The 24,576-nt window shown below is 71.1% G+C and carries 24 protein-coding genes; 9 read left to right on the top strand and 15 right to left on the bottom strand.

Annotated features, from left to right (window positions below; genetic code table 11):
- Positions 1–165 precede the first annotated feature (165 nt).
- A complete protein-coding gene (locus QFZ76_RS43025) occupies positions 166–981 on the bottom strand; it encodes an alpha/beta fold hydrolase (RefSeq protein ID WP_307678768.1) in 816 nt (271 codons plus the stop codon).
- Positions 982–1,038: 57 nt separating this feature from the next.
- On the opposite strand from QFZ76_RS43025, the gene QFZ76_RS43020 reads away from it, so the two are divergent.
- Positions 1,039–1,512, top strand: a complete 474-nt coding sequence (locus QFZ76_RS43020; protein ID WP_307678767.1) for a MarR family winged helix-turn-helix transcriptional regulator — start codon at positions 1,039–1,041, stop codon at positions 1,510–1,512.
- Between the two features lie 6 nt (positions 1,513–1,518).
- On the opposite strand, the gene QFZ76_RS43015 is transcribed toward QFZ76_RS43020, so the two are convergent.
- Entirely contained in the window at positions 1,519–2,670 is a 1,152-nt protein-coding gene (locus QFZ76_RS43015) for a CapA family protein (RefSeq protein WP_307678766.1), read from the bottom strand.
- A 213-nt stretch (positions 2,671–2,883) separates the two neighbouring features.
- Here QFZ76_RS43015 and QFZ76_RS43010 point away from each other — a divergent pair, with 213 nt between their 5' ends.
- The 3 genes from QFZ76_RS43010 to QFZ76_RS43000 all read left to right on the top strand — a co-directional run bounded on the left by QFZ76_RS43010 (position 2,884) and on the right by QFZ76_RS43000 (position 4,888).
- Positions 2,884–3,429, top strand: coding sequence for a sigma-70 family RNA polymerase sigma factor (locus QFZ76_RS43010; protein ID WP_030674233.1), 546 nt, complete (start codon positions 2,884–2,886; stop codon positions 3,427–3,429).
- A 135-nt stretch (positions 3,430–3,564) separates the two neighbouring features.
- Positions 3,565–4,080 carry a hypothetical protein gene (locus tag QFZ76_RS43005; RefSeq protein WP_307678765.1) on the top strand — a complete coding sequence of 172 codons (516 nt, stop codon included), beginning with the start codon at positions 3,565–3,567 and terminating at the stop codon, positions 4,078–4,080.
- A 151-nt stretch (positions 4,081–4,231) separates the two neighbouring features.
- Positions 4,232–4,888: a zf-HC2 domain-containing protein gene (locus tag QFZ76_RS43000; RefSeq protein WP_307678764.1), complete on the top strand. Its 657-nt coding sequence runs from the start codon at positions 4,232–4,234 to the stop codon at positions 4,886–4,888.
- A gap of 31 nt (positions 4,889–4,919) precedes the next feature.
- Here QFZ76_RS43000 and QFZ76_RS42995 read toward each other — a convergent pair whose 3' ends face one another.
- The 3 genes from QFZ76_RS42995 to QFZ76_RS42985 all read right to left on the bottom strand — a co-directional run bounded on the left by QFZ76_RS42995 (position 4,920) and on the right by QFZ76_RS42985 (position 9,323).
- Positions 4,920–5,783, bottom strand: a complete 864-nt coding sequence (locus QFZ76_RS42995; RefSeq protein WP_307678763.1) for an Fpg/Nei family DNA glycosylase — start codon at positions 5,781–5,783, stop codon at positions 4,920–4,922.
- A gap of 31 nt (positions 5,784–5,814) precedes the next feature.
- Positions 5,815–7,902 (bottom strand): SpoIIE family protein phosphatase, encoded by a 2,088-nt coding sequence (locus QFZ76_RS42990; protein WP_307678762.1) that lies wholly within the window; start codon positions 7,900–7,902, stop codon positions 5,815–5,817.
- 77 nt (positions 7,903–7,979) lie between these two features.
- On the bottom strand, positions 7,980–9,323 hold the full coding sequence (locus QFZ76_RS42985; protein ID WP_307678761.1) for a DUF6777 domain-containing protein: 1,344 nt from the start codon (positions 9,321–9,323) through the stop codon (positions 7,980–7,982).
- A gap of 193 nt (positions 9,324–9,516) precedes the next feature.
- Here QFZ76_RS42985 and QFZ76_RS42980 point away from each other — a divergent pair, with 193 nt between their 5' ends.
- Positions 9,517–10,938 (top strand): lipase maturation factor family protein, encoded by a 1,422-nt coding sequence (locus QFZ76_RS42980; RefSeq protein ID WP_307678760.1) that lies wholly within the window; start codon positions 9,517–9,519, stop codon positions 10,936–10,938.
- Here the strand turns inward: QFZ76_RS42980 and QFZ76_RS42975 are convergent.
- From QFZ76_RS42975 to QFZ76_RS42940, 8 genes are read right to left on the bottom strand one after another with little or no spacing between them, the layout of a single operon-like run.
- Positions 10,926–11,750 carry an amidohydrolase gene (locus QFZ76_RS42975; protein WP_307678759.1) on the bottom strand — a complete coding sequence of 275 codons (825 nt, stop codon included), beginning with the start codon at positions 11,748–11,750 and terminating at the stop codon, positions 10,926–10,928. The genes QFZ76_RS42980 and QFZ76_RS42975 overlap by 13 nt on opposite strands.
- The gene (locus QFZ76_RS42970) at positions 11,747–12,061 is read right to left on the bottom strand and encodes an L-rhamnose mutarotase (protein WP_307678758.1); all 315 of its coding nucleotides are present in this window, start codon (positions 12,059–12,061) and stop codon (positions 11,747–11,749) included. The genes QFZ76_RS42975 and QFZ76_RS42970 overlap by 4 nt, the downstream gene beginning before the upstream one ends.
- Entirely contained in the window at positions 12,058–13,044 is a 987-nt protein-coding gene (locus QFZ76_RS42965) for an aldo/keto reductase (RefSeq protein WP_307678757.1), read from the bottom strand. Before QFZ76_RS42965 ends, QFZ76_RS42970 begins: the two co-directional genes overlap by 4 nt.
- Positions 13,041–13,796: an SDR family NAD(P)-dependent oxidoreductase gene (locus QFZ76_RS42960; RefSeq protein ID WP_307678756.1), complete on the bottom strand. Its 756-nt coding sequence runs from the start codon at positions 13,794–13,796 to the stop codon at positions 13,041–13,043. The genes QFZ76_RS42965 and QFZ76_RS42960 overlap by 4 nt, the downstream gene beginning before the upstream one ends.
- Positions 13,793–15,166, bottom strand: a complete 1,374-nt coding sequence (locus tag QFZ76_RS42955; RefSeq protein ID WP_307678755.1) for an L-fuconate dehydratase — start codon at positions 15,164–15,166, stop codon at positions 13,793–13,795. Before QFZ76_RS42955 ends, QFZ76_RS42960 begins: the two co-directional genes overlap by 4 nt.
- 37 nt (positions 15,167–15,203) lie before the next feature.
- The gene (locus QFZ76_RS42950; RefSeq protein WP_307678754.1) at positions 15,204–16,232 is read right to left on the bottom strand and encodes an ABC transporter permease; all 1,029 of its coding nucleotides are present in this window, start codon (positions 16,230–16,232) and stop codon (positions 15,204–15,206) included.
- Positions 16,225–17,724 (bottom strand): sugar ABC transporter ATP-binding protein, encoded by a 1,500-nt coding sequence (locus tag QFZ76_RS42945; protein ID WP_307678753.1) that lies wholly within the window; start codon positions 17,722–17,724, stop codon positions 16,225–16,227. The genes QFZ76_RS42950 and QFZ76_RS42945 overlap by 8 nt, the downstream gene beginning before the upstream one ends.
- Positions 17,724–18,800, bottom strand: a complete 1,077-nt coding sequence (locus tag QFZ76_RS42940) for a sugar ABC transporter substrate-binding protein (RefSeq protein ID WP_307678752.1) — start codon at positions 18,798–18,800, stop codon at positions 17,724–17,726. Before QFZ76_RS42940 ends, QFZ76_RS42945 begins: the two co-directional genes overlap by 1 nt.
- A gap of 164 nt (positions 18,801–18,964) precedes the next feature.
- Here QFZ76_RS42940 and QFZ76_RS42935 point away from each other — a divergent pair, with 164 nt between their 5' ends.
- Both QFZ76_RS42935 and QFZ76_RS42930 read left to right on the top strand, forming a co-directional pair.
- Positions 18,965–19,675: a FadR/GntR family transcriptional regulator gene (locus QFZ76_RS42935; RefSeq protein ID WP_307678751.1), complete on the top strand. Its 711-nt coding sequence runs from the start codon at positions 18,965–18,967 to the stop codon at positions 19,673–19,675.
- Positions 19,675–20,448, top strand: a complete 774-nt coding sequence (locus tag QFZ76_RS42930; protein ID WP_373464567.1) for a YqjF family protein — start codon at positions 19,675–19,677, stop codon at positions 20,446–20,448. Before QFZ76_RS42935 ends, QFZ76_RS42930 begins: the two co-directional genes overlap by 1 nt.
- Positions 20,449–20,623: 175 nt before the next feature.
- Here QFZ76_RS42930 and tnpA read toward each other — a convergent pair whose 3' ends face one another.
- On the bottom strand, positions 20,624–21,055 hold the full coding sequence (gene tnpA / locus QFZ76_RS42925) for an IS200/IS605 family transposase (RefSeq protein ID WP_307678750.1): 432 nt from the start codon (positions 21,053–21,055) through the stop codon (positions 20,624–20,626).
- 23 nt (positions 21,056–21,078) lie between these two features.
- On the opposite strand from tnpA, the gene QFZ76_RS42920 reads away from it, so the two are divergent.
- Complete coding sequence (locus QFZ76_RS42920; protein ID WP_307678749.1) at positions 21,079–21,930, top strand: substrate-binding domain-containing protein; 852 nt, start codon at positions 21,079–21,081, stop codon at positions 21,928–21,930.
- A gap of 50 nt (positions 21,931–21,980) precedes the next feature.
- A complete protein-coding gene (locus tag QFZ76_RS42915; RefSeq protein ID WP_307678748.1) occupies positions 21,981–23,009 on the top strand; it encodes a S9 family peptidase in 1,029 nt (342 codons plus the stop codon).
- Positions 23,010–23,024: 15 nt separating this feature from the next.
- Here the strand turns inward: QFZ76_RS42915 and QFZ76_RS42910 are convergent, their stop codons facing one another.
- On the bottom strand, positions 23,025–24,569 hold the full coding sequence (locus QFZ76_RS42910; RefSeq protein ID WP_307678747.1) for an alpha-L-fucosidase: 1,545 nt from the start codon (positions 24,567–24,569) through the stop codon (positions 23,025–23,027).
- Between the last annotated feature and the right edge of the window lie 7 nt (positions 24,570–24,576).

Raw genomic sequence — 24,576 nt, 5'->3', positions numbered from 1 at the left:
TCGCTGCTCATGAGCGTGCTCCGAGAGCCGTGCGATGGGGTGCGCTTTCGGTTCAGCGCCAAGCTACTGCGGGCCCGTCCTCCTGAACAGCCGTTCAGTTACGTGAGTCCGCCACGTATGTGCGGGGCGTTCCCCGCCGAAGAGACGGACGCGACGCGTGCGCCGCTAGAGGCCGCGGAGGAAGCCGAGAAGGATCTCGTTGAATACCTCCGGCTGCTCCAGGTTCGGGTAGTGGCCGACGCCGTCGATGATCCGGGAGCGGCCGTCACGGACAGCGCCGGCGAGGCGCTCGGCCGCGTCGGTCATGTCGGCGGGTTCGAGGCTGCCGTTGAGGGCGAGGACCGGGACGTCGATCTTCGGCAGGCGGGTCCAGGAGTCGGTCACGCGGACGTGCCAGTCCTTCTCGCCCGGCTCGTGCTTCGAGATCGTACTGAGGGCCATCTCCCGCAAGCGGCGCAGGATGTCCTGGTCGATGTCGTCGGCGGTCCGGTGCTGACCGTGGATACCGCGCACGTACGCCCTGAGCCAGCCCTCGATGTCGCCGGCGCCCAGCGTGCGCGCGTACTCGGCCTGGATCTCCCGGTGCCAGGGATCCGTGTACTGGAAATCGCCGGTCGCGGCGCCGCAGGTGACCACCGCACGGACGAGCTCGGGGTGTTCCAGCACCGTGTCGGTGGCGATCAGCCCGCCCATCGACAGTCCGACGAGGACCGCGGGCCCCGCGTCGAGGTGGCGCAGCAGACCGGCGAGGTCGTCGGCCCAGCGGAACGGCGCGGTCGCGTTGGCGGAGGAGCCGTGGCCGCGTATGTCCGGGGCGATCACGCGGTGTTCGGCGGCGAGGGCCGGGATCTGGTCGTTCCAGAACCGGTGGTCGGCGAACCCGGCATGGAGCAGGACCACCAGGTCCCCGGAGCCGGTGTCGAGGTAGGCGAGATCGCCGTCGGCAGACGGGAAGAAGCGAAGGCTCGAAGCAGCATTCATGACAACCAAGGTGTCATCTTCGAGGGAATTTGACAACCACGGTGTCATGATGGCCCGGTGAACGACAGCCAAGAGCCCCTCACCCCCGACGAACTCGGCCGGCGCCTCACCGAGGTCTTCGACCTGGTCGGCCCGCTCTACCGGCGCGCCGCGCGCAAGGTCGAGCAGGCCGAACCGGTCGAGGGCGCGTCCGCGGGCGTACGCGCGGTGCTGAACCTGCTGCGGCAGAACGGCCCCATGACGGTTCCTCAGATGGGCCGCGCACAGGCGCTGAGCCGGCAGTTCGTGCAGCGCATGGTCAACGACGCGGCGACCCGCGGCTGGGTGGAGGTCACACCCAACCCCGCCCACCAGCGGTCCTCGCTGATCCGGCTCACCGAGGACGGGCAGGCCACCATCACTGCCGTGCTGGCCCGGGAACACACCCTCAACCGGCAGGTGGGCGGCGATCTGACCGACGCCGAGGTGCGGGCGTGTGTGCGGGTGCTGACCGAGATGGTGCGCACCTTCGACCACGTGGACGTAGAGTGACCCGGGCTACCGCCCCATCGTCAGCCCGTCCTGCGCCGCACCCCGGCTGAGGACCACGTCCCGGATCCGGTCGCGCACGCCCCGCACGTCGGCGCCCTGGGCGAGTGCCCGGTTGAGGTTGACCACCCGGCCGGCATCGACGTCGAAGTGCTGCGGCACGAACTCCGCCTTCGTCACCTGCCAGCGCTCCCCCGGCCGGGCGGGCGGGACGAAGGTGAAGCGGCCGAGGGTGGACTGGTTGCCGCGCGGGTCCCGACCGCCCTGGTGGTTGAACATCTCGCCGGCGACCTGGTCGCCCATGCCGTAGATCACCCAGGTGCCGTTGACCTTCTGGTACGCCTGCGGGACGTGCGCGTGGGTGCCGAGGATCAGGTCGATGTCGGGGCGGGCGCCGGTGCGGGAGGCGGTGAGTGTGCGGGCCAGCGCGAGTTGGCGCTCGTCGGGCGCGTCCTGCCACTCGGTGCCCCAGTGCAGGGACACGACGACCACGTCGGCGCCCGCCGCCCGGGCCGCCCGGGCATCCGCGACGATCTTGTTCTCGTCGATCAGATTGACGGCCCAGGGCTGACCGGGCGGGAGCGGGAAGCCGTTCGTGTCGTAGGTGTAGGCGAGGTGGGCGACCTTCGCGGGGCCCGCGCGCAGCACCGTGGCCGTGCGCGCCTCGGCCTCGCTGCGTGCCGAGCCGGCGTGCCGTACGCCCGCGCGGTCGAGGGCGTCCAGGGTGCGGCGGATGCCGTCGGCGCCGTCGTCGAGGCTGTGGTTGGAGGCGGTGGAGCAGCCGTCGTAGCCGGTGGCGGCGAGGCCCGTGGCCACTTCGGGCGGGGACTTGAAGGCGGGATAGCCGGTGTAGTCGCCGTTCGCGCCGTAGACCGTCTCCATGTGGCACAGGGCCAGATCGGCGCGGGAGACGACCGGCTCGACGCCGGCCAGTATCGGGCGGAAGTCGTAGCCGGTGCCGCCCGCGTCGAAGCGGGCGCGGTCGATGATGGAGCTGTGCGGGAGGACGTCGCCGGAGGCGACGAGCGTGAAGCCGTCGGCGTCGGTCGGCGCGGGATGTCCCGGCCGGGCGGGTGCGACCTGGTCCTGGGCCTGACAGGCGGCGCCCGCGGCGAGGAGTGCCGTGAGGGCCAGGGCCACCTGCCGTCTGCGTGCAATCATCAGCTCACCCCACTGTGATCATATTTACGCATAAATAGGTACGGTGCTGAAGGCGCCCGCAAACAACCTGCCCGCCCTCTTTAGCCCGTCCGGAGCGCGCGCACGGCCGGATGCGGACCGTTCGTCGAACCGTTCGTCGACGCGATCGACCGTCCGCCGCAGACATCTGCGCCCGCCCTGTCCAGGACCGGCCCCCTGATGTGCCATACGGCCATGACGGCCGGAACCACTCTCACGAACGGGACGACCGCCGAGCACGAGCTCGCCGCACTGCAGCGCGAGCACGGCCGGCCCCTTTTCGCGCTCTTGCTCCGGCTCTGTGACGGTGACCGGCAGCGCGCCGAGGACCTGGTGCAGGAGACCCTCGTCCGCGCCTGGCAGCATCCCGAGGCCCTGCGCGCCGACGACTTCGAGTCCGTACGCCCGTGGCTGCTGACCGTGGGCAGGCGGCTCGCGATAGACGCGCGGCGGGCCCGGCAGGCGCGGCCCGCGGAGGTCGGCGACGCGATCCTGGAGAACGCCCGGGTGTGCGCCGACCACGCCGAGCGGGCCGCCGCCACCCTCGATGTGCGCGAGGCTGTGAAGACACTCACTCCGGAGCACCGTGAAGTCCTGGTGCTGGTGTATTTCCAGGGGGCGAGTGTGGCGGAGGCCGCGGAAATCCTCGGTATCCCGCCCGGTACGGTGAAGTCCCGCGCGTACTACGCGCTGCGCGCCCTGCGCCGGGTGCTTCCCGGATATGCGGCCGACCTGCGGTGAAACCCATGGCCGAGTCAAACCTCCGTAAAGCGCCTTGCCCCTGACCCCGGTTGAGTAATCGGCTGTCCTCATCCGTGTTCCGCACTGGGGCCCCGCAACGGGCGATGCGCACGCACCGGAGGAAGGCAGGAAGGAATGCTGCACAGAGGTCAAGAGAGCACGGACGGCGCCGGCGGCGGCGAACTCACCGTCCCCATGGCGTGGTTGTACGCCGAGTACATCGCCGACGAACTGCTGCGATCCGGGGATCTGATGCCCCCGACGTCGTTCGAGTTCCGCGCCGGGCGGGACGCTCTGGCACTGACCGTCTTCCTGTCCGACACCGACGGGGAACTGTCCGGCATCCAGGTCGTCTCCCAGCTGGAGAACTGGCTGTCGCTGACGGCGTACGACCAGCCGTGGCAGGTCTGGGTGGACGAGCGGATGGTCCAGCTCACCGCCGACGCGGCGGCCGCCGACGGGCCCTCACCCGACCTGGACCTGGCCCGGGCGGCCTGGCGCTGGCTGGAGGAGACGGAGCTGCTCGCGCCCGATCTGAACGCGGTGCCGGGAGGCGGTCCGGTGATCGGTGAGGACGAGGGGCCCAAGGTGTGGACGCCTGCCTGGCAGCTCGGGTTGCCTCTGGGACACCTCGCCATCCACCTTTTTTAGATTCGTCTCGACTCGGACCAATCCGCGGGTGTGGCCGCTCCGAATCCCTTGGTTGCGATTCTGTGAGTGCCTTGAGTGATTCGGCGGGTTGGTGCGTACCGGTGGGAGCAAGGAGTGACCCCACCCGCACCCAACGGCACGAGGATTCGTCATGAGGTCCCTGGAGAGGCATCGCGACGTCGGCGCGTACGCGCTCGGCGTGCTGGACGAGGCGGACGCGTTCCGCTTCGAGGACCACCTCATGGAGTGCCCCCGCTGTGCGGCATCCGTGACCGAATTCGGGCCCCCGACCCGGCAGTTGATGTTGTACCGGCGGGCGACACCGCGCGTGGTGCACCCCACGGCGCAGCCCGGTCCCCGGATGCTGGAGCGGCTCCTCGGCGAGGTCGCGGTACGGCACCGGGCGCGGCGCAGGCGGCTGTGGTATGTCGTGGCCGCGTCGGTGGTGCTCGCTGTGGCGGGCCCCGGAGCCGTGCTGATGACGAACGGCGCCGACGGGGCCGTGCGGGTCACCGCGAGCGACGAACGGACCGGCGTCTGGGCCGAGGTCACCACCGAGGACGAGGCCTGGGGCAGCGACATCGAGGTCAAGGTCAAGGACGGCGCCGGTCCCCGCACCTGTCACCTCGTCGCCATCGGCCACGACGGCTCCGAACAGACCATCGCCACCTGGGGCGCCCCCGGCCACGACGCCCGCCCCAACACCATGCGCGGCGGCTCGACGATGCACCCCGACCAGATCGCCCGCTTCGTGGTCCGCACGGCGACCGGGGAGCAGCTGGTGACGCTCGAGCCCCGCCAGGACTAGGGCCTCTCCCCCGGGCGCGGGCCGGGCTCGGTCACTTGAGCAGCCGTGACAGTCTGCGGTCCGCGAGTGGCTTGCCGCCTGTCTGGCAGGTGGGGCAGTACTGGAGCGAGGAGTCGCTGAAGGAGACCTCGCGGATGGTGTCGGCGCAGACCGGGCAGGGTTCGCCGGTGCGGCCGTGGACGCGCAGGCCGGACTTCTTCTCGGCCTTGAGGCGGCCGGCCGCCACGCCTCGGGAGCGCTCGATCGCCTCGGTGAGGGTGGTGCGGAGGGCTCCGTAGAGTCTGCTCGTCTCCTCCGGGCTGAGGGACGACGTCGGCTTGAAGGGGGACATCTTCGCGGCGTGCAGGATCTCGTCGCTGTAGGCGTTGCCCACGCCCGCGATGAGGCTCTGGTCGCGCAGGGCGCCCTTGATCTGCCGGCGTTCGCCCTCGAGCAGGGCGGCGAGGCGGGCCTCGTCGAAGTCGTCGGCCAGCGGGTCCGGGCCCAGCCGGGCCACGCCCGGGACCTGCTGGGGGTCGTGGACGACGTACACCGCGAGGCGTTTTTGGGTGCCCGCCTCCGTCAGGTCGAAGCCCGCGCCGGTCTCCAGGGCAACCCGCAGGGCGAGGGGGCCCTTGCCGGGGCGGGGCGGGCCGTCGGGGAGCTTGTCCTTCCAGTGCAGCCAGCCGGCCCGGGCCAGGTGGGTCACGAAGTGCGGGCCGCCGTCCGTCTTGAGGTCGAGGAACTTGCCGTGCCGGTGCACGGCGGTGACCTCGCGGCCCTCGACGGCGGTGAGCGGAGGGTCGTACGTCTTCAGGACACTGATCGCGACGGGCAGCACCCGGACGATCTCGTGGCCGACCAGGTTGTCGGTGAGGAAGTCCTTGAGCGCTTCCACCTCGGGGAGTTCCGGCATACGTCCAGAGTGCCACCGGTCGCCGAAGTGCTCAGGTCCGCTCCGGCACCACGAACTCGCACCACACGACCTTGCCGCCGCCCCGCGCCTCCACGCCCCACACGTCGGTGAGCAGGTCGACGAGGAGCAGGCCCCGGCCGGACACGCCCGACTCGCCCGCCTCGCGGCGGCGTGGCAGGGCGCTGGAGGAGTCCTCGACCTCGACGCGCAGCCGGCGGTCGCGGCCGGTGAGGACCCGCAGGGTGACGATCGCGGAGCCCTCGGTGTGCATCAGGGCGTTGGTGATCAGCTCGTCGGCGACGAGTTCGATCTCGTCGGAGAGGCCGCGGGCGCCCCAGGCGCCGACCGCGGTGCGGATCATGTGCCGGGCCTCGGCGAGGGCCTCGGCGTCGCCGGGTGCCACGTGCTGCTGGAGCCGGCCCCCGGACCGGGGGACGCCCAGGCCGCGGCGGCGCAGCAGGAGCAGGGCGACGTCGTCGTCACCGCCGCGTTCCTCGGCCACGTCGATCAGGCGGTCCGCGAGGTCGCGGACGTCGTCCGGGCCGGTGGCGATGAGGGTGGTGAGGAGCCGCATGCCGTCGTCGAGGTCGGCGCCGGGCTGTTCGACCAGGCCGTCGGTGCACAGCAGCAGGGTGTGGTCGGGATCCAGTTCGAGAGTGGCGACGGGGTATTCGAGGCGCCCGAACTCGGCGGACAGGCCGAGCGGCAGTCCGCCCTCCACGGAGATCCGGCGGCAGCTGCCGTCGGGCCTGCGGACGAGGGGGTCGATGTGGCCGGCCCGGACCACCTGGACCACGCCGGTGGACAGGTCTGCCTCCGCGTACAGGCAGGTCGCGAAGCGGTCGGTGTCGAGTTCGTGCAGGAAGACGGAGGCGCGGGCCATCACCGCGGCCGGGGTGTGGCCCTCGGCGGCGTACGCCCGCAGCACGATGCGCAGCTGGCCCATGACGGCGGCGGCGTGCGTGTCGTGGCCCTGGACGTCACCGATGACGGCGCCGACCCGGCCGCCTGGCAGCGGGATGACGTCGTACCAGTCGCCGCCGACGTCCCGGCCGAGGGAACCCGTGGCGTCGCCGGCGCGGTAGCGGACGGCGACGTCGGCGCCGGGGACGCTGGGGATGGTGCGCGGCAGCATGGCCTGCTGGAGGCCGGTGGCGAGGTCCATGTCCTGCTCGTGGAGCATGGCCCGCATGAGGCTCTGGGCGATGCTGCTGCCGAGGGCGATCAGGACGTTGCGGTCCTCGGGCGAGAAGCCGTGCCGGTCGCTGTAGAGCAGACCCATGGCGCCGATCGGGCGGGCCTCGGCGATGAGCGGGAGATAGGCCGCCGAGGTGATGTTCAGGTCGGTGATGTGCGGCCAGAGGACCGGGTACCGGTCCGCGAACTCCTCCGGCGACTCGATGAAGCGGGGCGTGAGGGTCCGGACGGCCTCGCTCATCGGGTAGGGCTCGTCGATCCGGGTGATGTCGGTACCGGGGACGAAACTGCCCGCGGGGCCCTCGGCGACCAGCCGGATGCGGCCGGCCTCGACCAGGCCGAAGACCAGGCTGGTGGCACCGAGGTGGGTGAGGCCATGGGTGTCCTTGAGGACGTCGATGACGTCCTGGACGGTGCGGGCGTGGGCGAGCGCGGCCGTGGTGAGCTGCACGACGTTGGTCTGCTCGCGCAGGGCTGCGTCCAGGGCGGCCTGCTCCCGGCGGACCTCGCTCTCCCTCAGCTCCCGGGTGGCGTCCCGGACGATGCCGATGATCCGACGCGGGCGGCCCGACTCGTCGCGCCGGATGCAGCCCTGGGTGTGGGTCCAGCGCAGGGTGCCGTCGCGGCGGCGGAGACGGAAGTAGGCGCCGTAGTTCTCGCTGCCGTCCTTCATGGCCTGGGCGACCAGGGTGTCCAGCCGGTGGGCCTCGGCCCGCGGGACCCGGATGCCGAGGGACGTCGGGTTCCCGTCGTACTCGTCGGGGCGCAGGTCGAAGACCTCGTGGGCCTGGGCGTCCATGTGGAACACACCGTTGTCCAGGTCCCAGTCGAAACTGCCCATACGGTTGAGCGCCAGGATCGGATCCGGGTGGGCGGGCCAGTCGTCCGGGAGTGACAGGGCGCTCGCTCCCCGATCAACCATGGGGCCACCTTGCCAGGATTTGTCCGATACTTCGACCGGGGAGGCGGACGGGGACGCGGGCCGTCGGGCGCCTGCGGTCAGCTGCCGAAGACGTCCGTGGGGCTGCCGAAGACGCTGTCCGTGCCGGCCGGGTCGTCGGGGATCAGGCCGCCGCCGTCGGGCAGGTCGGGGGTGTCCGGCACGGCCTCGGGGCCGACCTCGTCCGGGGAGTCGTGGAGGGTGCCGGGGGCCTCCCCGGTGGGGTCCTCGGCGGTCGGCCCGTCCGGGATCGCCGTCCCGAGGTCGGGCACGCTCGTGTCGTCCGACGGGACGAGCGGGCTCTCCGGGTCGCTCGTCGGGGGCGTGGCCGTGACGGGGGCGGCCGTGGGGCAGTCCGTGGGCTCGCTCGTCGACGTCTCCGTGGACGGGTCCGTGGATTCGTCAGACGGGCCCATGAGTTCGTCCGCCGGGTCCATGGGTTCGTCCGCCGGCACATCGGTCAGTACATCCGTCGGTACGTCGGTCGGCCCATCCGTCGGTACGTCGTCGGTGGCGTCCGGTGTGACGGTCGCGGTCGGCGTCACGCAGTCGGTCGCCTCCGGGGAGGAGCTCTCCGTACGCTCGTCCGTCGGGGAGACGGACGCACTGTTGTCGGGGATCGGGGTCGGCGTCACCGGGTCCGGGGCGGGCACCACGCGGTCGTGGCGGACGTCGTGGCCGATGCTCCGCTCGATCCAGGTGTTGGTGACGACGTCGATGATCGTGATGTTGGTCATGACCTGGGTGGTCGGGGCCACCATGATCACCTGGGCGGGCCGGTATCCGGCCCAGGGGTGCCCGCTGGTGCCCGGGCTGCCCTGCGTCGCGACCGGCGGCTTCAGTGGGTTGCCGCAGGCGCACCGGACCCGTGGCACACCCCGGTCGTCGACGAGGACGGCGGTGCCGGCCTGGAGGACGGACTGGTAGCTCGTCGCCCGTCCGCCGCTGAAGCCGTGGTTGGTGACCCGCGTGTCGGCGCGCAGCGCGACCGGCGCCAGTCCACGCAGGTAGGCGGGGATCGACGCCTGGGAGATGCCCTCGACCCGGGCGAAGGCGCGGGCCTTGGCCGGGTCGCGGGTCAGGTGGTCGATCTGCCGGTCGACGTCGCAGCTGCCGATCCGTGCGGCGCCGCCGTAGAGCCCGGGCGTCTCGCCGGACACGGACCGTACGGCGGTCGGTCCCGACCCGTCGTCCGGTAGCGGCGTTCGGGTGACCGGGGACGGCGTGGCTGTCGAGGTCGCCGTGGAGTCCGTGAAGGGATCGGGCCCCTGGGCCGCGACCGGCTGGAGGAAGAGTTCCCCGCTCGCCTTCGTGTTCTCGTCCCCGTCGCCGCCGCAGCCGGCGACGAGGAGCGCCGCCGAGAGCGCGCAGGCCGTGACGAGGGTTCCGGTGGGTACACGCACCACACTCTCCCGTCGATCCCGTCGATCCCGTCCATCCCGTGCAGCGCCGCTGTCGGGGCGCGGCAGTTCGTCACTATTGTCTGCTTCACTCACTTGGGTTACGCAAGCGGAGACCGTGGTACACGGAGAGTCACCTGAGGTTCCGGCGCGAGAACGTTCCGGCGCGAGAATGGGAGAGGAGGAGCGCACGGCCGTGGACTGGTTCACCGCATCCGAGTACTGGCTGAGCCGGCTGGTCTTCCAGCGGGCTCTGGCCGTCCTGTACCTCGTGGCGTTCCTGACGGCGGCCCTGCAGTTCCGTGCGCTGATCGGCGAGCGCGGCATGCTGCCCGTGCCCCGGTTCGTGGCGCGGATGCCCTTCAAGCACGCCCCGAGCCTCTTCCAGCTCCACTACTCGGACCGGTTCTTCGCGGCCTGTGCGTGGACGGGCTGTGCGGTGTCCGCGGCACTGGTCGCGGGGCTCGACTCGTATCTCCCCCTGTGGGCCGGGATGGTGCTGTGGCTGGTGCCGTGGGTGCTGTACCTGTCGATCGTGAACGTCGGCCAGACCTGGTACGGCTTCGGCTGGGAGTCCCTGCTGCTGGAGGTCGGCTTCCTCGCCGTGTTCCTCGGCAACGACGAGGTGGCCCCGCCGATCCTCGTGCTGTTCCTGCTGCGCTGGATCCTGTTCCGCGTCGAGTTCGGGGCGGGTCTGATCAAGATGCGTGGCGACGAGTGCTGGCGGAAGCTGACGTGCCTGGACCACCATCACGAGACGCAGCCGATGCCCGGCCCCCTGAGCTGGTTCTTCCACCACCTGCCCAGGCCCCTGCACCGCGTGGAGGTGGCCGCCAACCACGTCACCCAACTCGTGGTGCCCTTCCTGCTCTTCACCCCGCAGCCGGTCGCCACGGCGGCGGCCTCGCTGATGATCCTCACCCAGCTGTGGCTGGTGCTCTCGGGCAACTTCTCCTGGCTGAACTGGATCACCATCGTGCTGGCACTGTCGGCGGTGGAGCTCCCGAGCGATCCGCCGTCGGTGCCCGACGCGCCGCTCTGGTACGAGGTCGTGGTCCTCGCGGTCGCCGCGCTGCTCGTGGGGCTCAGCTACCAGCCGGTCCGCAACATGCTCTCCCGGCGCCAGGTCATGAACCGCTCCTTCGACCCGCTGCACCTGGTCAACACCTACGGCGCCTTCGGCAGCGTCAGCCGGGTCCGCCACGAGGTGGTCGTCGAGGGCACGTCCGACGACGTACCGCGCGAGGACTCCGACTGGCGGGAGTACGAGTTCAAGGGCAAGCCGGGCGATCCCCGGCGCTGGCCGCGCCAGTTCGCCCCGTACCATCTGCGGCTCGACTGGATGATGTGGTTCGCCGCGCTGTCGCCCGCGTACGCCGGCTCGTGGTTCGGCACCCTGGTGGAACGGCTCCTGGAGAACGACCGCGACACGCTGAAGCTGCTGCGCCGCTCCCCGTTCCCGCCCGACGCCCCGCCCCGCTACGTCCGCGCCCGCCTCTTCCGCTACCGGTACACGACGTGGCAGGAGCTGCGGGAGACGGGCGCGTGCTGGGAGCGGACGTACGTGCGGGAGTATCTGCCGCCCACGCGGTTGGCCGGGGTGGCTCAGAGGTCATAGACGCGGGTGGCGGTGGACTCGAAGACCTGGGTGTGGTCCGCCGCGCCGATCAACTGCCGTGCCAGGTCCAGCACTTCGCCGTACCTCGCCTCCGTGGTGCACACCGGCCAGTCCGAGCCGAACATCAGCCGGCCGGGGCCGAAGGCGTCCAGCACCGTGTCGGCGTACGGCCGCAGGTCCTCGGCGGTCCAGGAGCCGGGGGCCGCCTCGGTGACCATGCCGGACAGCTTGCAGACCGAGTTGGGGGACGCGGCGAGAGAGCGGACGTCGGACGCCCAGGGTTCCAGCGCGCCGGAGGCGACGGGCGGCTTGCCCAAGTGGTCGAGGACGAAGGTGAGTTCGGGCAGGGCGGCCGCCGCCTTGGCGCAGGCCGGCAGTTGGTGGGGCAGGACGACCAGGTCGTAGACCAGGCCCGCTTCGGCCACGGCGGTCAGGCCGCGTCGTACGTCCGCCCGCAGCAGCCACTGGGGGTCCGGCTCGCCCTGGACCTGGTGGCGGATGCCCTTGAGGTACCGCCCGCCGGGGAGTTCCCGCAGCCGGGCCAGTTCGTCGGCGACGTCGGGGCGGGTGAGGTCGGTCCAGCCGACGACACCCGCGATCAGGTCGTGGCGGGCCGCGAGGGCGAGGAACTCCGGCGTCTCCTCGGGCACGGTGACGGTCTGGACGAGGACGGTGCGGTCGACTCCTGCCGCGCGGGCCTCGGGCGCGAGATCCTCGACCGTGAAGTCGCGCCGGAGCGGGCTGCCCCGATCGATCCAGTCCTGGTCCCGGACGGACAGGTCCCACACGTGGTGGTGCGCGTCCACGGTCACGGCAGCTCCCACACCACGGGCAGGCCGGCGTCCGCGCCCTCGCCGGAGTAGTCGTGCACCACCTCCAGCAGCTCGGCCATGCGGGCCTGCCAGGCGAGGTTGACCGGCAGCTTCTCCAGCTCCGCGAGGAGGCGGGCGTAGTCCTCGCACTCCAGGACGTGGAAGAGGTCGGTGCCGCTGCGCCAGATCGTCCAGGAGGTGGCGCCGGCGGCGCGGATCGCGTCGGTGAGCTCGGCCGGGACCTCGCGGTGGGCGGCTTCGTACGCGTCGATCCGGTCGGCGCGGACCTTGGTGTGCAGGGCGACTCTCATGACGACTCCTCGGCGGGGACGGGGGCGTCGGCGGGCAGGAGGCCGGTGTCCCTGGCCTCCTGCCAGAAGGCGGCGGGGACGGTGGCCGCGAACTGGTCGGCGCAGTCGTGGACCTCGGCCGCCGAACGGACGCCGACGAGAACGCTCGCGACCGCCGGATGGGCCGCGCAGAAAGCCAGGGCGGCGGCCCGCAGGGTGGTGCCGTGGCGGTCGGCGACGGACTTGAGCCGCAGGGCCCGGTCCAGCATCTCGGCCGGTGCCTGGGCGTAGTTGTACGTCGCCCCCGGCTTCGGGTCCGCCAGGAGACCGGAGTTGAAGGCGCCGCCCACCACCACCGACGTGCCGCGTTCCACCGCCGCCGGGAGCAGTTCGGTGAGCGCGCCCTGGTCGAGCAGGGTGTAGCGGCCCGCGCACAGCACCACGTCGACGTCCGTGTCGCGGACGAAGCGGGTGAGCATCTCGGACTGGTTCATGCCCGCGCCGATCGCGCCGACCACGCCCTCCGAGCGGAGCTTCTCCAGGGCCGGATAGCCCTCCCGGAAGGCCTGTTCGGCGTGGTCGTCGGGGTCGTGGAGGTAGACGGCGTCGACGCGGTCGAGGCCGAGGCGTTCGAGGCTTGCCTCCAGGGTGCGTCGTACGCCGTCGGCGGTGAAGTCCCACACGCGGCGGTGGGTGGCGGGGACGGCGAAGCCGTTCGCCAGGTCGTCGCCGCCGGCCTGCGAGGGTTCCAGGCGGCGCCCTACCTTGGTGGAGATCGTGTACTGGGCCCGCGGATGCTCGCGCAGGGCCGCGCCGAGGCGGCGTTCGGACAGGCCGATGCCGTAGTGGGGGGCGGTGTCGAAGTAGCGGATCCCGCGCTGCCAGGCGGCGGTCACGGCCTCGTGCGCCTGCTCCTCGCCGACCTCGGTGAAGAGGTTGCCGATCGCGGCGGCGCCGAAGGCGAGCTCGCTGACCCGGACGCCGCTGCGGCCGAGCGTGCTCACTGGCCCACCGGTCGCAGTCGCAGGCCCTGCATGCCGCCGTCGACGGCGAGTGAGGTGCCCGTGGTGGCGCCGGACAGGGGGCTGGCGAGGTAGGCGATGGCGCCCGCGACCTCGTCGGCCGAGACCAGGCGGCCGGTGGGCTGGCGGGCCTCCAGTGCGGCGCGTTCGGCGGCCGGGTCGGGTGCCTTGGCCAGCAGGCGGCCGATCCACGGGGTGTCCGCGGTGCCGGGGTTGACGCAGTTGACGCGGATGCCCTCGCGGACGTGGTCGGCGGCCATGGCGAGGGTGAGGGAGTACACGGCGCCCTTGGTCGCGCTGTACAGGGCCCGCTGCGGCAGGCCCGCGGTGGCCGCGATGGAGCAGGTGTTGACGATCGCCGCGTACGCGGATTCCCGCAGGTGGGGCAGGGCGGCGCGGGCGACGCGCACCATGCCGACGACATTGACGTCCAGGACGCGGTGCCACTCCTCGTCGTCGTTGTCCTCGACGGAGCCCTGGGCGCCGATGCCCGCGTTGTTGACCAGGACGTCGAGTCCGCCGAGCTCGGCGACGGCGGCCGCGACGGCCGTGCGTACGGAGGCGTCGTCGGTGACGTCGGCCCGGTAGGCGAGCAACGGCTTCTCGACCGACGACGGGTCCAGATCGAGTACGGCGACCTGGGCGCCGCGCGCGGCCAGGAGTTCCGCGGTGGCCCGGCCGAGGCCGGAGGCGCCGCCGGTGACCAGGGCCTTGAGGCCCTCGAAGTCGCTCATGCCGCCTGTCCCTTCTTGTTCTCGTGGTTCCGCGTCTCGATGTCGGCGGCCCAGAAGGCGCCGTCAGGGAAGGTGTACCGCGCGATGGACTCCGGTCGCATGGCCGCCGAGAAGCCCGGCGTGGTGGGTGCCGTGTAGTGACCCTCGCGGATCACCACCGGGGCGAGGAAGTGGTCGTGCAGATGGTCGACGTACTCGATGACGCGGTCCTCGGTGGTGCCGGAGAGGGCCACGTAGTCGAACATCGACAGGTGCTGGACGAGTTCGCACAGGCCGACGCCGCCCGCGTGCGGGCAGACCGGCACGCCGAACTTGGCCGCGAGGAGCAGCACGGCGAGGTTCTCGTTGACGCCGGCGACGCGGGCCGCGTCGATCTGGACGACGTCGACGGCGCCGGCCTGGAGGAGCTGCTTGAAGACGACCCGGTTCTGCACGTGCTCGCCGGTGGCGACCTTCACCGGGGCCACCGCCTTGCGGATCGCGGCGTGGCCGAGGACGTCGTCGGGGCTGGTGGGCTCCTCGATCCAGTACGGGTCGAACTCGGCGAGTGCCTTGGTCCAGCGGATCGCCTCGTCGACGTCCCAGCGCTGGTTGGCGTCGATCGCCATGCGGATGTCCGGGCCGACGACCTGGCGGGCGACCCGGCAGCGCCGGATGTCGTCGTCGAGGTCGGCGCCGACCTTGAGCTTGATCTGCCGGAAGCCGTCGGCGACCGCCTCGGCGGCGAGCCGGGTGAGTTTCTCGTCGTCGTAGCCGAGCCAGCCCGGGGAGGTGGTGTAGGCGGGGAAGCCCCGGTCGAGGAGGTCGGTGGTGCGCTCGGCCGCTCCTTCCCGGCCCTTGCGCAGGAGCTTCAGCGCCTCCTCGGGGGTGAGCGCGTCGGTGAGGTAGCGGAAGTCGACCTGGCCGACCAGCCACTCGGGGTCGGCCTCGGCGAGCAGCCGCCACAGCGGCTTGCCGGCGCGCTTGGCCGCCAGGTCCCACACGGCGTTGGTCACCGCGCCGATCGCCATGTGCATCACGCCCTTCTCGGGCCCGAGCCAGCGCAGCTGGCTGTCCCCGATCAGGTCCCGGAAGAGCGAGCCCGGGTCGGCGCACACCTCGTCGACGGACCGTCCGACCACATGGTGGCGCAGCGCGTGGATCGCGGCGACCTGGACCTCGTTGCCCCGCCCGATGGTGAAGGTGAAGCCGTGCCCCTCGGGTCCGGCCGCGCCCTCTTGGGAGTCCGTGCGCAGCACGACGTAGGCAGCCGAGTAGTCGGGGTCCGGGTTCATCGCGTCGGAGCCGTCGAGCTCGCGCGAGGTGGGGAAACGGATGTCGTAGGTGTCGAGCGCGGAGATGCGGCAAGGGGGGCCGGGCGTCGGGGACACAGAGGGCCTTTCGGTCGGTGGCGGGGGCCGGCGGTGGTCAGTCCTGGGCGCGTCCTGTCGTCACTCGGGCGATCATGAGGGCGACGAGGATGATTCCGCCGTAGATGGCCTGGATCCAGAAGGACGGCACCTGGGCGAGGGTGAGCAGGTTCTGCACGACACCGAGCAGGAGTACTCCGGTCAGGGCGCCGAACATGGTGCCCTTGCCGCCGTCGAGGCTGATGCCGCCGATCACCGCGGCCGCGAACACGGTGAAGATCATGTTCTGACCCTGGTTGGCGCTGATCGCGCCCACGTAGCCGGTCTGCATGATGCCGCCGACGGAGGCGAGGACGCCCGCGACGACGAACACGCCGAGCATCACGCGCTCGACGCGGATACCGGCCGCGCGGGCCGCGTCCGCGTTGCCGCCGATGGCGTACAGGGCCCGCCCGATGCGGTGGTACTTGAGGACGAACCCGGCGGCGCCGAAGGAGATCGCGGCGACCCACACCGACATGGGGATGGTGAGGAAGGTGGTGGTCGCCAGCGAGTAGAAGCTGTCGGGCATGCCGAAGAGGGTCTTGCCCTGGGTGGCGCCGACGAGCAGACCGCGCAGGACGATCAGCATCGCGAGCGTCACGATGAACGCGTTCAGCTTGAACTTGACGACCAGGACGCCGTTGAAGGCGCCGATCGCCCCGCCGACCACGAGGATCGCCAGCATGGCGAGCACGGCCGGGAACTCGGTGCCCCAGCCGGACTGGGCGACCGGCAGGACGAGGAGCGCGCCCACGGCGGGCGCGATGCCGACGACCGATTCCAGGGACAGGTCGAACTTGCCGGTGATCAGCACCAGCGACTCGGCCAGCACGACCATCGCGAGGGCGGCCGAGGCGCCGAGGATCGAGATCAGGTTGCGTTCGGTGAGGAACGAGTCGTTGACCACCGCGCCGAGCACCATCAGCAGCAACAGGGCGGGGACGAGGGCGAGTTCGCGGGCCCGGCGCAGCAGGACGGTCCTGGCCGACCGGGCGGCGGGGGTGTGGAGCGGGGCGAGCGGCGGGGCCGCTTTCGTGTCAGCCATGGTCCACTCCTTCGATGGAGGCGATCAGCTCGTGGTCGCGCCAGCCGGCCTCGTGCTCGGCGACCACACGGCCGTGGAAGAGGACGAGGACGCGGTCGCAGCGCCTGAGGTCGTCGAGTTCGTCGGAGACGACGAGGACGGCGGTGCCGTCCTCGCGGGCGCTGTCGACGCGGGCGAGCAGGGACTCCTTGGACTTCACGTCGACGCCCGCGGTCGGGTTGATGAGGACCAGCAGGCGTGGGTCGGAGGCGAGGGCGCGGGCCATGACGACCTTTTGCGCGTTGCCGCCGGACAGGTCGGAGACGGGCTGGTCGGGCCCCTCGGTGTGCACGTCGAGGCGTTCGATCAGCTCGGTGGCGACGGCGCGCTTGCGCTCGGTGCCGACGAAGCCGAAGCGGCCGAGCCGGTCGAGGACGCTCATGGTGGCGTTGTCGCCGACGGTCATGCCGATGACCAGGCCCTGGGCGTGTCGGTCACGGGGCACACAGCCGACGCCGGCGTTCAGAGCGGCCTGGACGTCGCCGAACGGGAGTCGCTTCCCGTCGAGGTGGGCCGTGCCGCTCGTGGGGGTGTGCAGTCCGGTGAGCGATTCGGCGAGCTCGATCTTTCCGCTGGCGCTGGATCCGGCGAGGCCGACGACCTCGCCGCGACGGACGGTCAGATCGATGTTCTCGAACGACTCCGAGCTGAGACCGCGGGCGTCGAGGAGAAGGGGGGCGGTGTCGTCGACGATCCTTTCCTGTACGGCCTGTTCGGCGATCGTCTCGAGGGACTCCCCCGCCATGGCCTCCACCAGCGCCGCCCTCGGCAGGTCGGCGACCGGAGCCGTGGTGATCCAGCGGGCGTCGCGCAGCACGGTCACGGTCTGGCACACCTCGTACACCTCCTGGAGGTGGTGCGAGATGAACAGGAAGGTGACGCCGGAGTCCTGGAGGGCGCGCATCCGGCTGAAGAGCCGCTCTATCTCGCGGTTGTCGAGCTGGGCGGTCGGCTCGTCGAGGACGATGAAGCGGGCGCCGAAGCTCAACGCCCTCGCGATCTCCACCATCTGGCGGTCCTCGACCTTGAGGTCGGCGGTGCGTGCCTCGGGGTCGACGTGCACGTCCCAGGCGTCGAGAAGCTCGGTGGCCTCGGCCTTGAGGCGGCGCCAGCTGATGAACCTCCGCTTGAGCGGCTGGCGGTTGATGAACAGGTTCTCGGCGACCGTCAGCTCGGGGACGACCGTGGGCCGTTGGTAGACGCAGGCGACCTTGCGGCGCCAGGCGTCCCGGTCGGCGAGCGGGGGCGCCGCTTCGCCGTCGAAGCGGACCGTGCCCTCGTCGGGTGCCTGGAGCCCGGTGAGCAGGGTGACCAGGGTGGACTTGCCCGCGCCGTTGCGCCCGACCAGGGCGTGGGACTCGCCGGGCAGGACGGTGAGCCTGCCGTCGGCGAGGGCGGTGGTGGGGCCGTAGCGCTTGACGATGCCCCGCGCTTCAACAAGTGGCGTGCTCATCAGACCGTGTTGCCCCACAGCTTCGGGTCGTCGACGTTCTCCTTGGTGACCAGCGGCGCGGGCAGTTGGTCCTCGAGGATGCCGCTGGGCAGCTTGACGATCGTCGAGTCGTGGTCGGTCGGGCCGGGCTCGAACGTCTTCCCCTGCATCGCCGCCTTGATGTAGTACATGCCGTACTTGGCGTACAGGTCCGCGGGCTGGGAGACAGTGGCGTCGATCTCGCCCTTGCGGATGGCGTCGAACTCCTGCGGGATGCCGTCGTTGGAGACGATGGTGATGTGGCCTGCCTGGCCGGCCTTCTTCAGCATTCCCTTCGACTTGAGGGTCTGCAGGGTCGGCGCGAGGTAGACGCCGCCGGCCTGCATGTAGATGCCCTTGATGTCGGGGTTGGCGTTGAGGAGCGTGTCCAGCTTCGAAGCGGCGGTGTCGGACTCCCACTTGGCGGGGATCTCCAGCACCTTCAGCTTCGGGAAGTTCTTCTTCACGCAGGAACGGAAGGCCTCGGAGCGCTCACGGCCGTTGACCGAGGCGAGGTCGCCCATGATCTGCACGACCTTGCCGGAGGAGATCTCCTTGCCTAGGTACTGACAGGCCTTCTCTCCGTACGCGACGTTGTTGGCGCGTACGACCATGGCGACCTTGCCCTTGTCGGGCGCCACGTCGACCGCGACGACCGGCACGCCCTTGCGCTCGGCCTGGTCGAGGCCGGCCTCGATGGCGGCGCTGTCCAGGGGCGCGACGACGAGGCCCTTGATGCCCTGGTTGAGCACGTTGTTGATGTCGGTGATCTGCTGCGAGGGATCGCTGTTGGAGTTGACCGTCTTCATCGCGTCCACGCCTTCGGACTTCGCCGTCTTGGGCACGTAGTCGTTGTACGACTGCCAGAACGGCGAGGTCAGCAGAGGCAGGATCACGCCGACCTTGCCGGTCCCGTCACCTGCCCCGCCGCCGGCCGAATCGGCGGTGTTGTCCTTGGTGCTGCCGCATGCGGCGAGCACGAGCGTGGCGCCGGTGGCCGCGGCCACCGCACCGAACATCCGAAACCTGTTCCGCTTCTCCACTGTCCTGTCGGGCATCTGGCGGCTCCTCATCGAGCGTGTCGAGCAGATGTCCGCATACTTATCAGACCACTCCGCCGGAAGAACACCCTCCGGCGGCACATTTCCCCGAGTTTTAGCCATAGTGGTCCGACCACTCGGGTGGTTAGACTTCGGGCGCACCTGGTGAGCGGAGGAATGGCGTGGACGAGACAGCCCCCCAGAAGGGCACCGTGACGCAGCGCGCCATCGACCGGATCAAGGCGATGATCGGCGAGGGACGGCTGGAGCCGGGCCAGCGGCTGCCCACCGAGCGCGATCTGGCGGTCCAGTTGGGCATCTCCCGCAGTTCGATGCGTGAGGCGATCCGCGCGCTCACGGTGCTGGGCGTGCTGGAGGCCCGGCACGGTTCGGGCATCTACGTCACACAGTTGGAGGCCGGTGACCTCCTGGAGACCTTCGGCGTGGTCGCCGACCTCTCGCGCGGCCCGCAACTGGTGGAGCTGCTCGAGGTGCGCCGCATCCTGGAGTCGACGGCGACCGCACTGGCCGCGGCCCGGATCACCTCGGACCAGCTCGCCGAGGTCGAGAAACACCTGACGGCGATGAACGCCACCGAGGACCCGGAGGTGATCCTCGCCCACGACCTGGCCTTCCACCGCGAGATCGCCACGGCCGCCGGCAACGAGACCATGGCCGCCATCCTGGACGGCCTGTCCTCCCGCACCTTCCGCGCCCGCGTCTGGCGCGGCTACCAGGAGGAGGGCGCCTTCGCCCGCACCCGCCGCGAGCATGCCGCGATCCACCGCGCGCTGGTCGCCCGCGATCCGGAGGCGGCGCGGGCGGCGGCGGCCGCGCACGTGGGGGAGGTGGAGCAGTGGCTGCGCTCCCAGGTGGTGGACGAGGTCCGCTGATCACCTCACGCTTCGGTAGGGAGATCGAGCCGGTCACCCTGTCCACGCCACGGCCCGTGCGGCGGCCCACGCTGGTGCAGGGCTGGCACGAACTGACCTTCCTGCACTGGCCGGTGGAGCCGGACCGGGTCGCGGGGCTGCTCCCGGCCGGCACCCGCCCGGACACCCTGGACGGAGTCACCTACGTCGGACTGGTCCCGTTCCGGATGCGCGGCGTGGGCCTGGGTCCGGGGCCGGGCCTGCCGTACCTCGGCACGTTCTGCGAGACGAACGTGCGGCTGTACTCGGTCGACGACCAGGGCCGGCGCGCTGTCGTCTTCCGCTCCCTGGACGCGGCCCGCCTGCTCCCGGTCCTGATCGGCCGGCTCGGGGTCCGGCTGCCCTACACGTGGTCGGCGATGCGCCTGCGCCGCGAGCGCGATGTGATCACCTACAGCTGCCGGCGACGGGGCTCCCGGCGTGACGGCCCCGTGAGCCGCACGGCGGTACGGATAGGCCAGCCGATCGCGGAACCCACGCCGCTGGAGCGGTTTCTGACCGCACGGTGGGGCCTGCACGTCTCGTGGCACGGCCGCACGATGCACCTGCCGAACGAACACGACCCGTGGCCGCTGTTCCGGGCCGAACTGCTCGACCTGGACGACGGTTTGTTGACGGCCGCGGGCCTGCCGCAGCCGACCGGGCCGCCGGTCAGCGTCCTCTACTCGCCGGGCGTCGCGGTGCGGTTCGGAAGCCCCTCCCCTCTGTCGGCGCCGGCCGCTCGGGGCCGATAGCCGGGTTCGTGTCCGCATCGGCCCCGACGGCTGCTGTCATCCCCGGCGCAGCCGGAACGTCACCAGCTCGAACGGCCGCCGCCCGTGAGGGCCCCGCCCATCAGGGCAGGACCATACGTGGGACGCGTGTGACCGACTGCTCTAACCTGCGGGGTCCGATGCCCCACTGTTGGCCTCAACTCACGAGGCGCTGCTGCTTTTCGACGTACTCTTCGACCACGGTCAGCGGGGCTCCGCCGCAGGAGCCTGCAAAGTAGGAGCCGGACCAGAAGTGCCCGCCCCACAGGTGGCGGCGAACGTGGCTGTCGTATTCCTGTCGGAGCCTGCGGGAGCTGACGCCCTTCAGTGAGTTGACCAGTTTGGAGAGCTGGACTTTCGGCGGGTAGTGCACGAGGAGACGCACGTGGTCCTCTCCGCCGTCGAACTGCTTGAGGTGCGCCTCGAAGTCGGCGCAGACCTCTCGCATGACCTCCTCCGTGCGGATCAGCATGGCGTCAGTGAGCGCACCACGCCGGTACTTAGTGATAAAAACCAAGTGGGCATGCAGGTTGCACACGACGTGACGCCCCATGCGTACTTCGGGATTTGGATTCCAGCGTGGTGACATAAACCAAATGATATTGTCTCCACGTGACCAAGCAACTTGCGGGGCGGAAGCAGCAGTTCGGGCATCGGGCCCGACTGGCGCTGACACCTGTGCAGGCTGAGCTCATGAATGCTCAGGCGCACGCGGCCCGGGCGATGTGGAACCAGCTGCACGTCCTGTGGACCATGACCCCGAAGTGCCAGCGTTCACCGGCCCGGATGGACCACGCGTTGCGGCAGGCCCGCAAGGACATCGACTGGTATGCCCTCCTGCCGGCGCAGGCGGCGCAGGCCGTGCTCAAGACATACGTGCAGGCGTGGAAAAACTGCTGGGACGGCCGAGCTGAGGAGCCGACGTTCAAGGCCCGGTTCCGGTCGACGATGTCGGTGGACATCCCTCAGGGCCGGGACCTGCAGATCACGCGCGTCCACCGACGCTGGGGCATGGTCAACATCCCCAAGATCGGCCGCGTCCGCTTCCGCTGCACCTGTACCGGATGGGCCACGCGCTCATCCCGGCTGCCGGGAGGGCAGTCGCCAGGCGCGCCCAGCGCGTCAAGCCCGCCACTGCAAGGTAGGCAGGAATCTCCCGCGTTCAGTTCACGCAGGAGAGCACTTCAAGACAACGACGTGATGGCGGTCGCCGGGGTCGCCGCCGCGGCCGAGCTGGGCTTCTCGGTGCCGGCCGACGTCTCGGTGGTGGCCTGGGAGGACTCGGCCCTGTGCCGCATGGTCAAGCCCTGGCTGTCGGCGCTGTCCCGGGACAGCGTGGAGTTCGGGCGTACGGCGGCCACGGAGCTGACGGCTCTGCTGGACGGCGGCCCGGCCCGGACCGTGCGGGTGCCGGTGCCGCGGTTGATCGGCCGGGACAGTACCGGGGCGGCACGGGGAGGCTGAAGGCTCGGGAAACGGGTGCCCGTCGTCGCCGCTCGGGCGACAATGGCCGTATGCGGTCATGGAGTACGGCCTGTGTCGCCGCCGCGCTGGTGCTGGTGGCCGCGACCGGCTGCAGCGGAGGCGGTGACGGCGACGACGAAGCGGCGCGCACCAGCCCGCCTGCGCCCACCCGGTCCCCCTCCGTCTCGCCCTCCCCCACCCGCACCCCCGTGAACCCGGTGTCCATCCCCGGCCTGATCCAGCGCGAGCACAAGGGCTCCGGCCTGCGGCTCGGCACCGTCCTCGCCCGTACCGACGCCTACACCAGCTACCAGGTGACGTACGAGGCGAACGGGCTGACGATCTCGGGCCTCATGAACATCCCGACCGGCGAGGGACCGTTCCCCGCGCTGGTCCTGGCCCACGGCTACATCGACCCCGCCGTCTACACCACCGGCCGGGGTCTCGCCCGCGAACAGGACCTCCTCGCCCGCAACGGCTATGTCGTCCTGCACACCGACTACCGCAACCACGCGCGATCGGACAAGGACCCCGACAACGACGTCAACCTCCGGCTCGGCTACACCGAGGACGTCATCGCGGCCGCGATGGCCCTGCGCTCGTCCGGGCGGCCGGAGATCGACGGCGACCGCATCGGACTGCTGGGCCGGTCGATGGGCGGCGGCGTCGTCTACAACACCCTGGTGGTCGCCCCGGGCCTGTTCGACGCCGCCGTCGCCTTCGCACCGGTCAGCTCGCGCCCGGAGGAGAACATCGACCACTTCCAGCGCCCCGACGGGGACCCGATCGTCGCCGAGATCGAGGCCGAGCACGGCACCCCCGAGGAGAATCCCACCTTCTGGAAAGAGGCCTCGCCGATCACCTACCTGGACCGGGTCACCGAGCCGCTGCTCATCCACCACGGCACCGCCGACGACACCTGTCCCATCGCCTGGACCCGGCAGACCGTGGCCGCGTTCGAGAAGGCGGGCAAGGACGTCCAGCTCCGCACCTACTCGGGCGAGGGCCACACCTTCTCCTCCCAGTGGCCGCGCTCGATGGACACCACGATGGCCTTCTTCGAGCGCCACCTGCGCTGAGCCGCCGGGGCCCGCTCAGACCCGCGACCGGTACAGCCCGAACTCCGCGATCCGTACGGCCGCCCGCGCCCCGGTCACCCCGACCCGCCACCGCCGCGCCCGTACCGGAGCGGCCAGCAGCAGGATCCGGCTCGCGCCGACGGTCCCGGCCCGCGTCACCTCCGTCCACGCGCCGTCGAGCTGCGCCTCGACCACGAAGCTCTCGATCTGCTGCCCCTCCCGGATGTCCTCCGCCAGCCGGACCCGGTCCACCTCCCGCTCGGTGCCCAGGTCGAGGGTGACCCGCCCCGGCGAGACGGCCGTCCGCGCTCCGGCCGCCAGGTCCTCGGGCAGCTCCCGGTCCACCCGCTCACGGAACTCCCGCAGCCGGACCACGTCCGCTGCGGGCAGCAACCCGTCCGTGTCCGGCGGGATGTTGAGCAGCAGCACGGAGTTGCGCCCCACGGACCGGAAGTAGATGTCCGTCAACTGCTCGACACTCTTGGGCTGTTGGTCGGCGTGGTAGAACCAGCCGTCCCGGATGGACACATCGCTCTCGGCGGGCCACCACTGGAGGTAGTCCGCGACCGGCCGGGCCGCCACCAGGGCGTCTCTGCCGCCCATGTCGGCCGCGTCGTACGCGAGCGCGAAGTCGGTGCGCCCGTTGTCCTTCTCGGTGACCGGTACGACGCTCCACTCGTCCTCGCGCGCCGAGCCGCCCTCGTTGCCGACCCAGCGCACATCGGGCCCGGAGACGGCGATCGAGGCGTCGGGCGCGAGCGTGCGCACGAGGGAGTACCAGCTGTCCCAGTCGTACTTCTCGACCTTGTCCGGCGGGATGTGCCCCTGGGCACCGTCGAACCAGACCTCGTCGACCGGGCCGTACTCGGTGAGGACCTCGTAGAGCTGGTTGAGCATGTGCGCGCCGTAGTCGGTGGCCTGGAGGGTGTACGACCGCTGGGGTGTGCGGTCGTCGCCGTCGACGAGGGTGGGGATGGTGTGCGCGGCCCGGGTGCTGCCGTTGGCGTACACACCGTGCAGGTACTGGTTCTCGTCGGCGGGCGAGATGTAGACGCCGACCTTGATGCCGTGGCGGCGCATCGAGTCGGCGAACGAGCGCAGCACGTCGCCCTGTCCGTCCCGCCAACTGCTGGACGCCACGGTGTGGTCGGTGTAGCGGGAGGGATAGAGGACGAAGCCGTCGTGGTGCTTGACGGTGAGGATGGCGAGTTTGAAGCCGCCGTCACGCAGAGCTCCGGCCCACTGGTCGGTGTCGAGGCCGGCCGGCTGGAAGACGTCGGGGTCCTCGTCGCCGGTGCCCCATTCGAGGCCGGTGAAGGTGTTCACGCCGAAGTGCAGGAACGCGGTGCGTTCCAGGCGCTGCCAGGCGATCTGCCGTGCGGTGGGCCGGACTTGGGACGCCTTGCGGACCAGGTCGGCCTCGGTGTCGTCCGGGGAGACGGGGATGAGCTGACGGGGGCCGTCCGCCGCGGCGGACGCCGGCGGGGCCGCCACTCCGGTCACGGCCAGTGCGGTGGCGGCGGAGGTGGCGGTGACGAAGAGGCGTCGGGACACGGCCATGGTGGAT

It is taken from the genome of Streptomyces sp. V4I2, assembly GCF_030817655.1.
In the GTDB taxonomy this organism is placed as follows: domain Bacteria; phylum Actinomycetota; class Actinomycetes; order Streptomycetales; family Streptomycetaceae; genus Streptomyces; species Streptomyces plumbiresistens.
The sequence above is the reverse complement of the archived record's forward strand: the minus strand, read 5'-3'. Positions and strand labels throughout refer to the sequence as shown.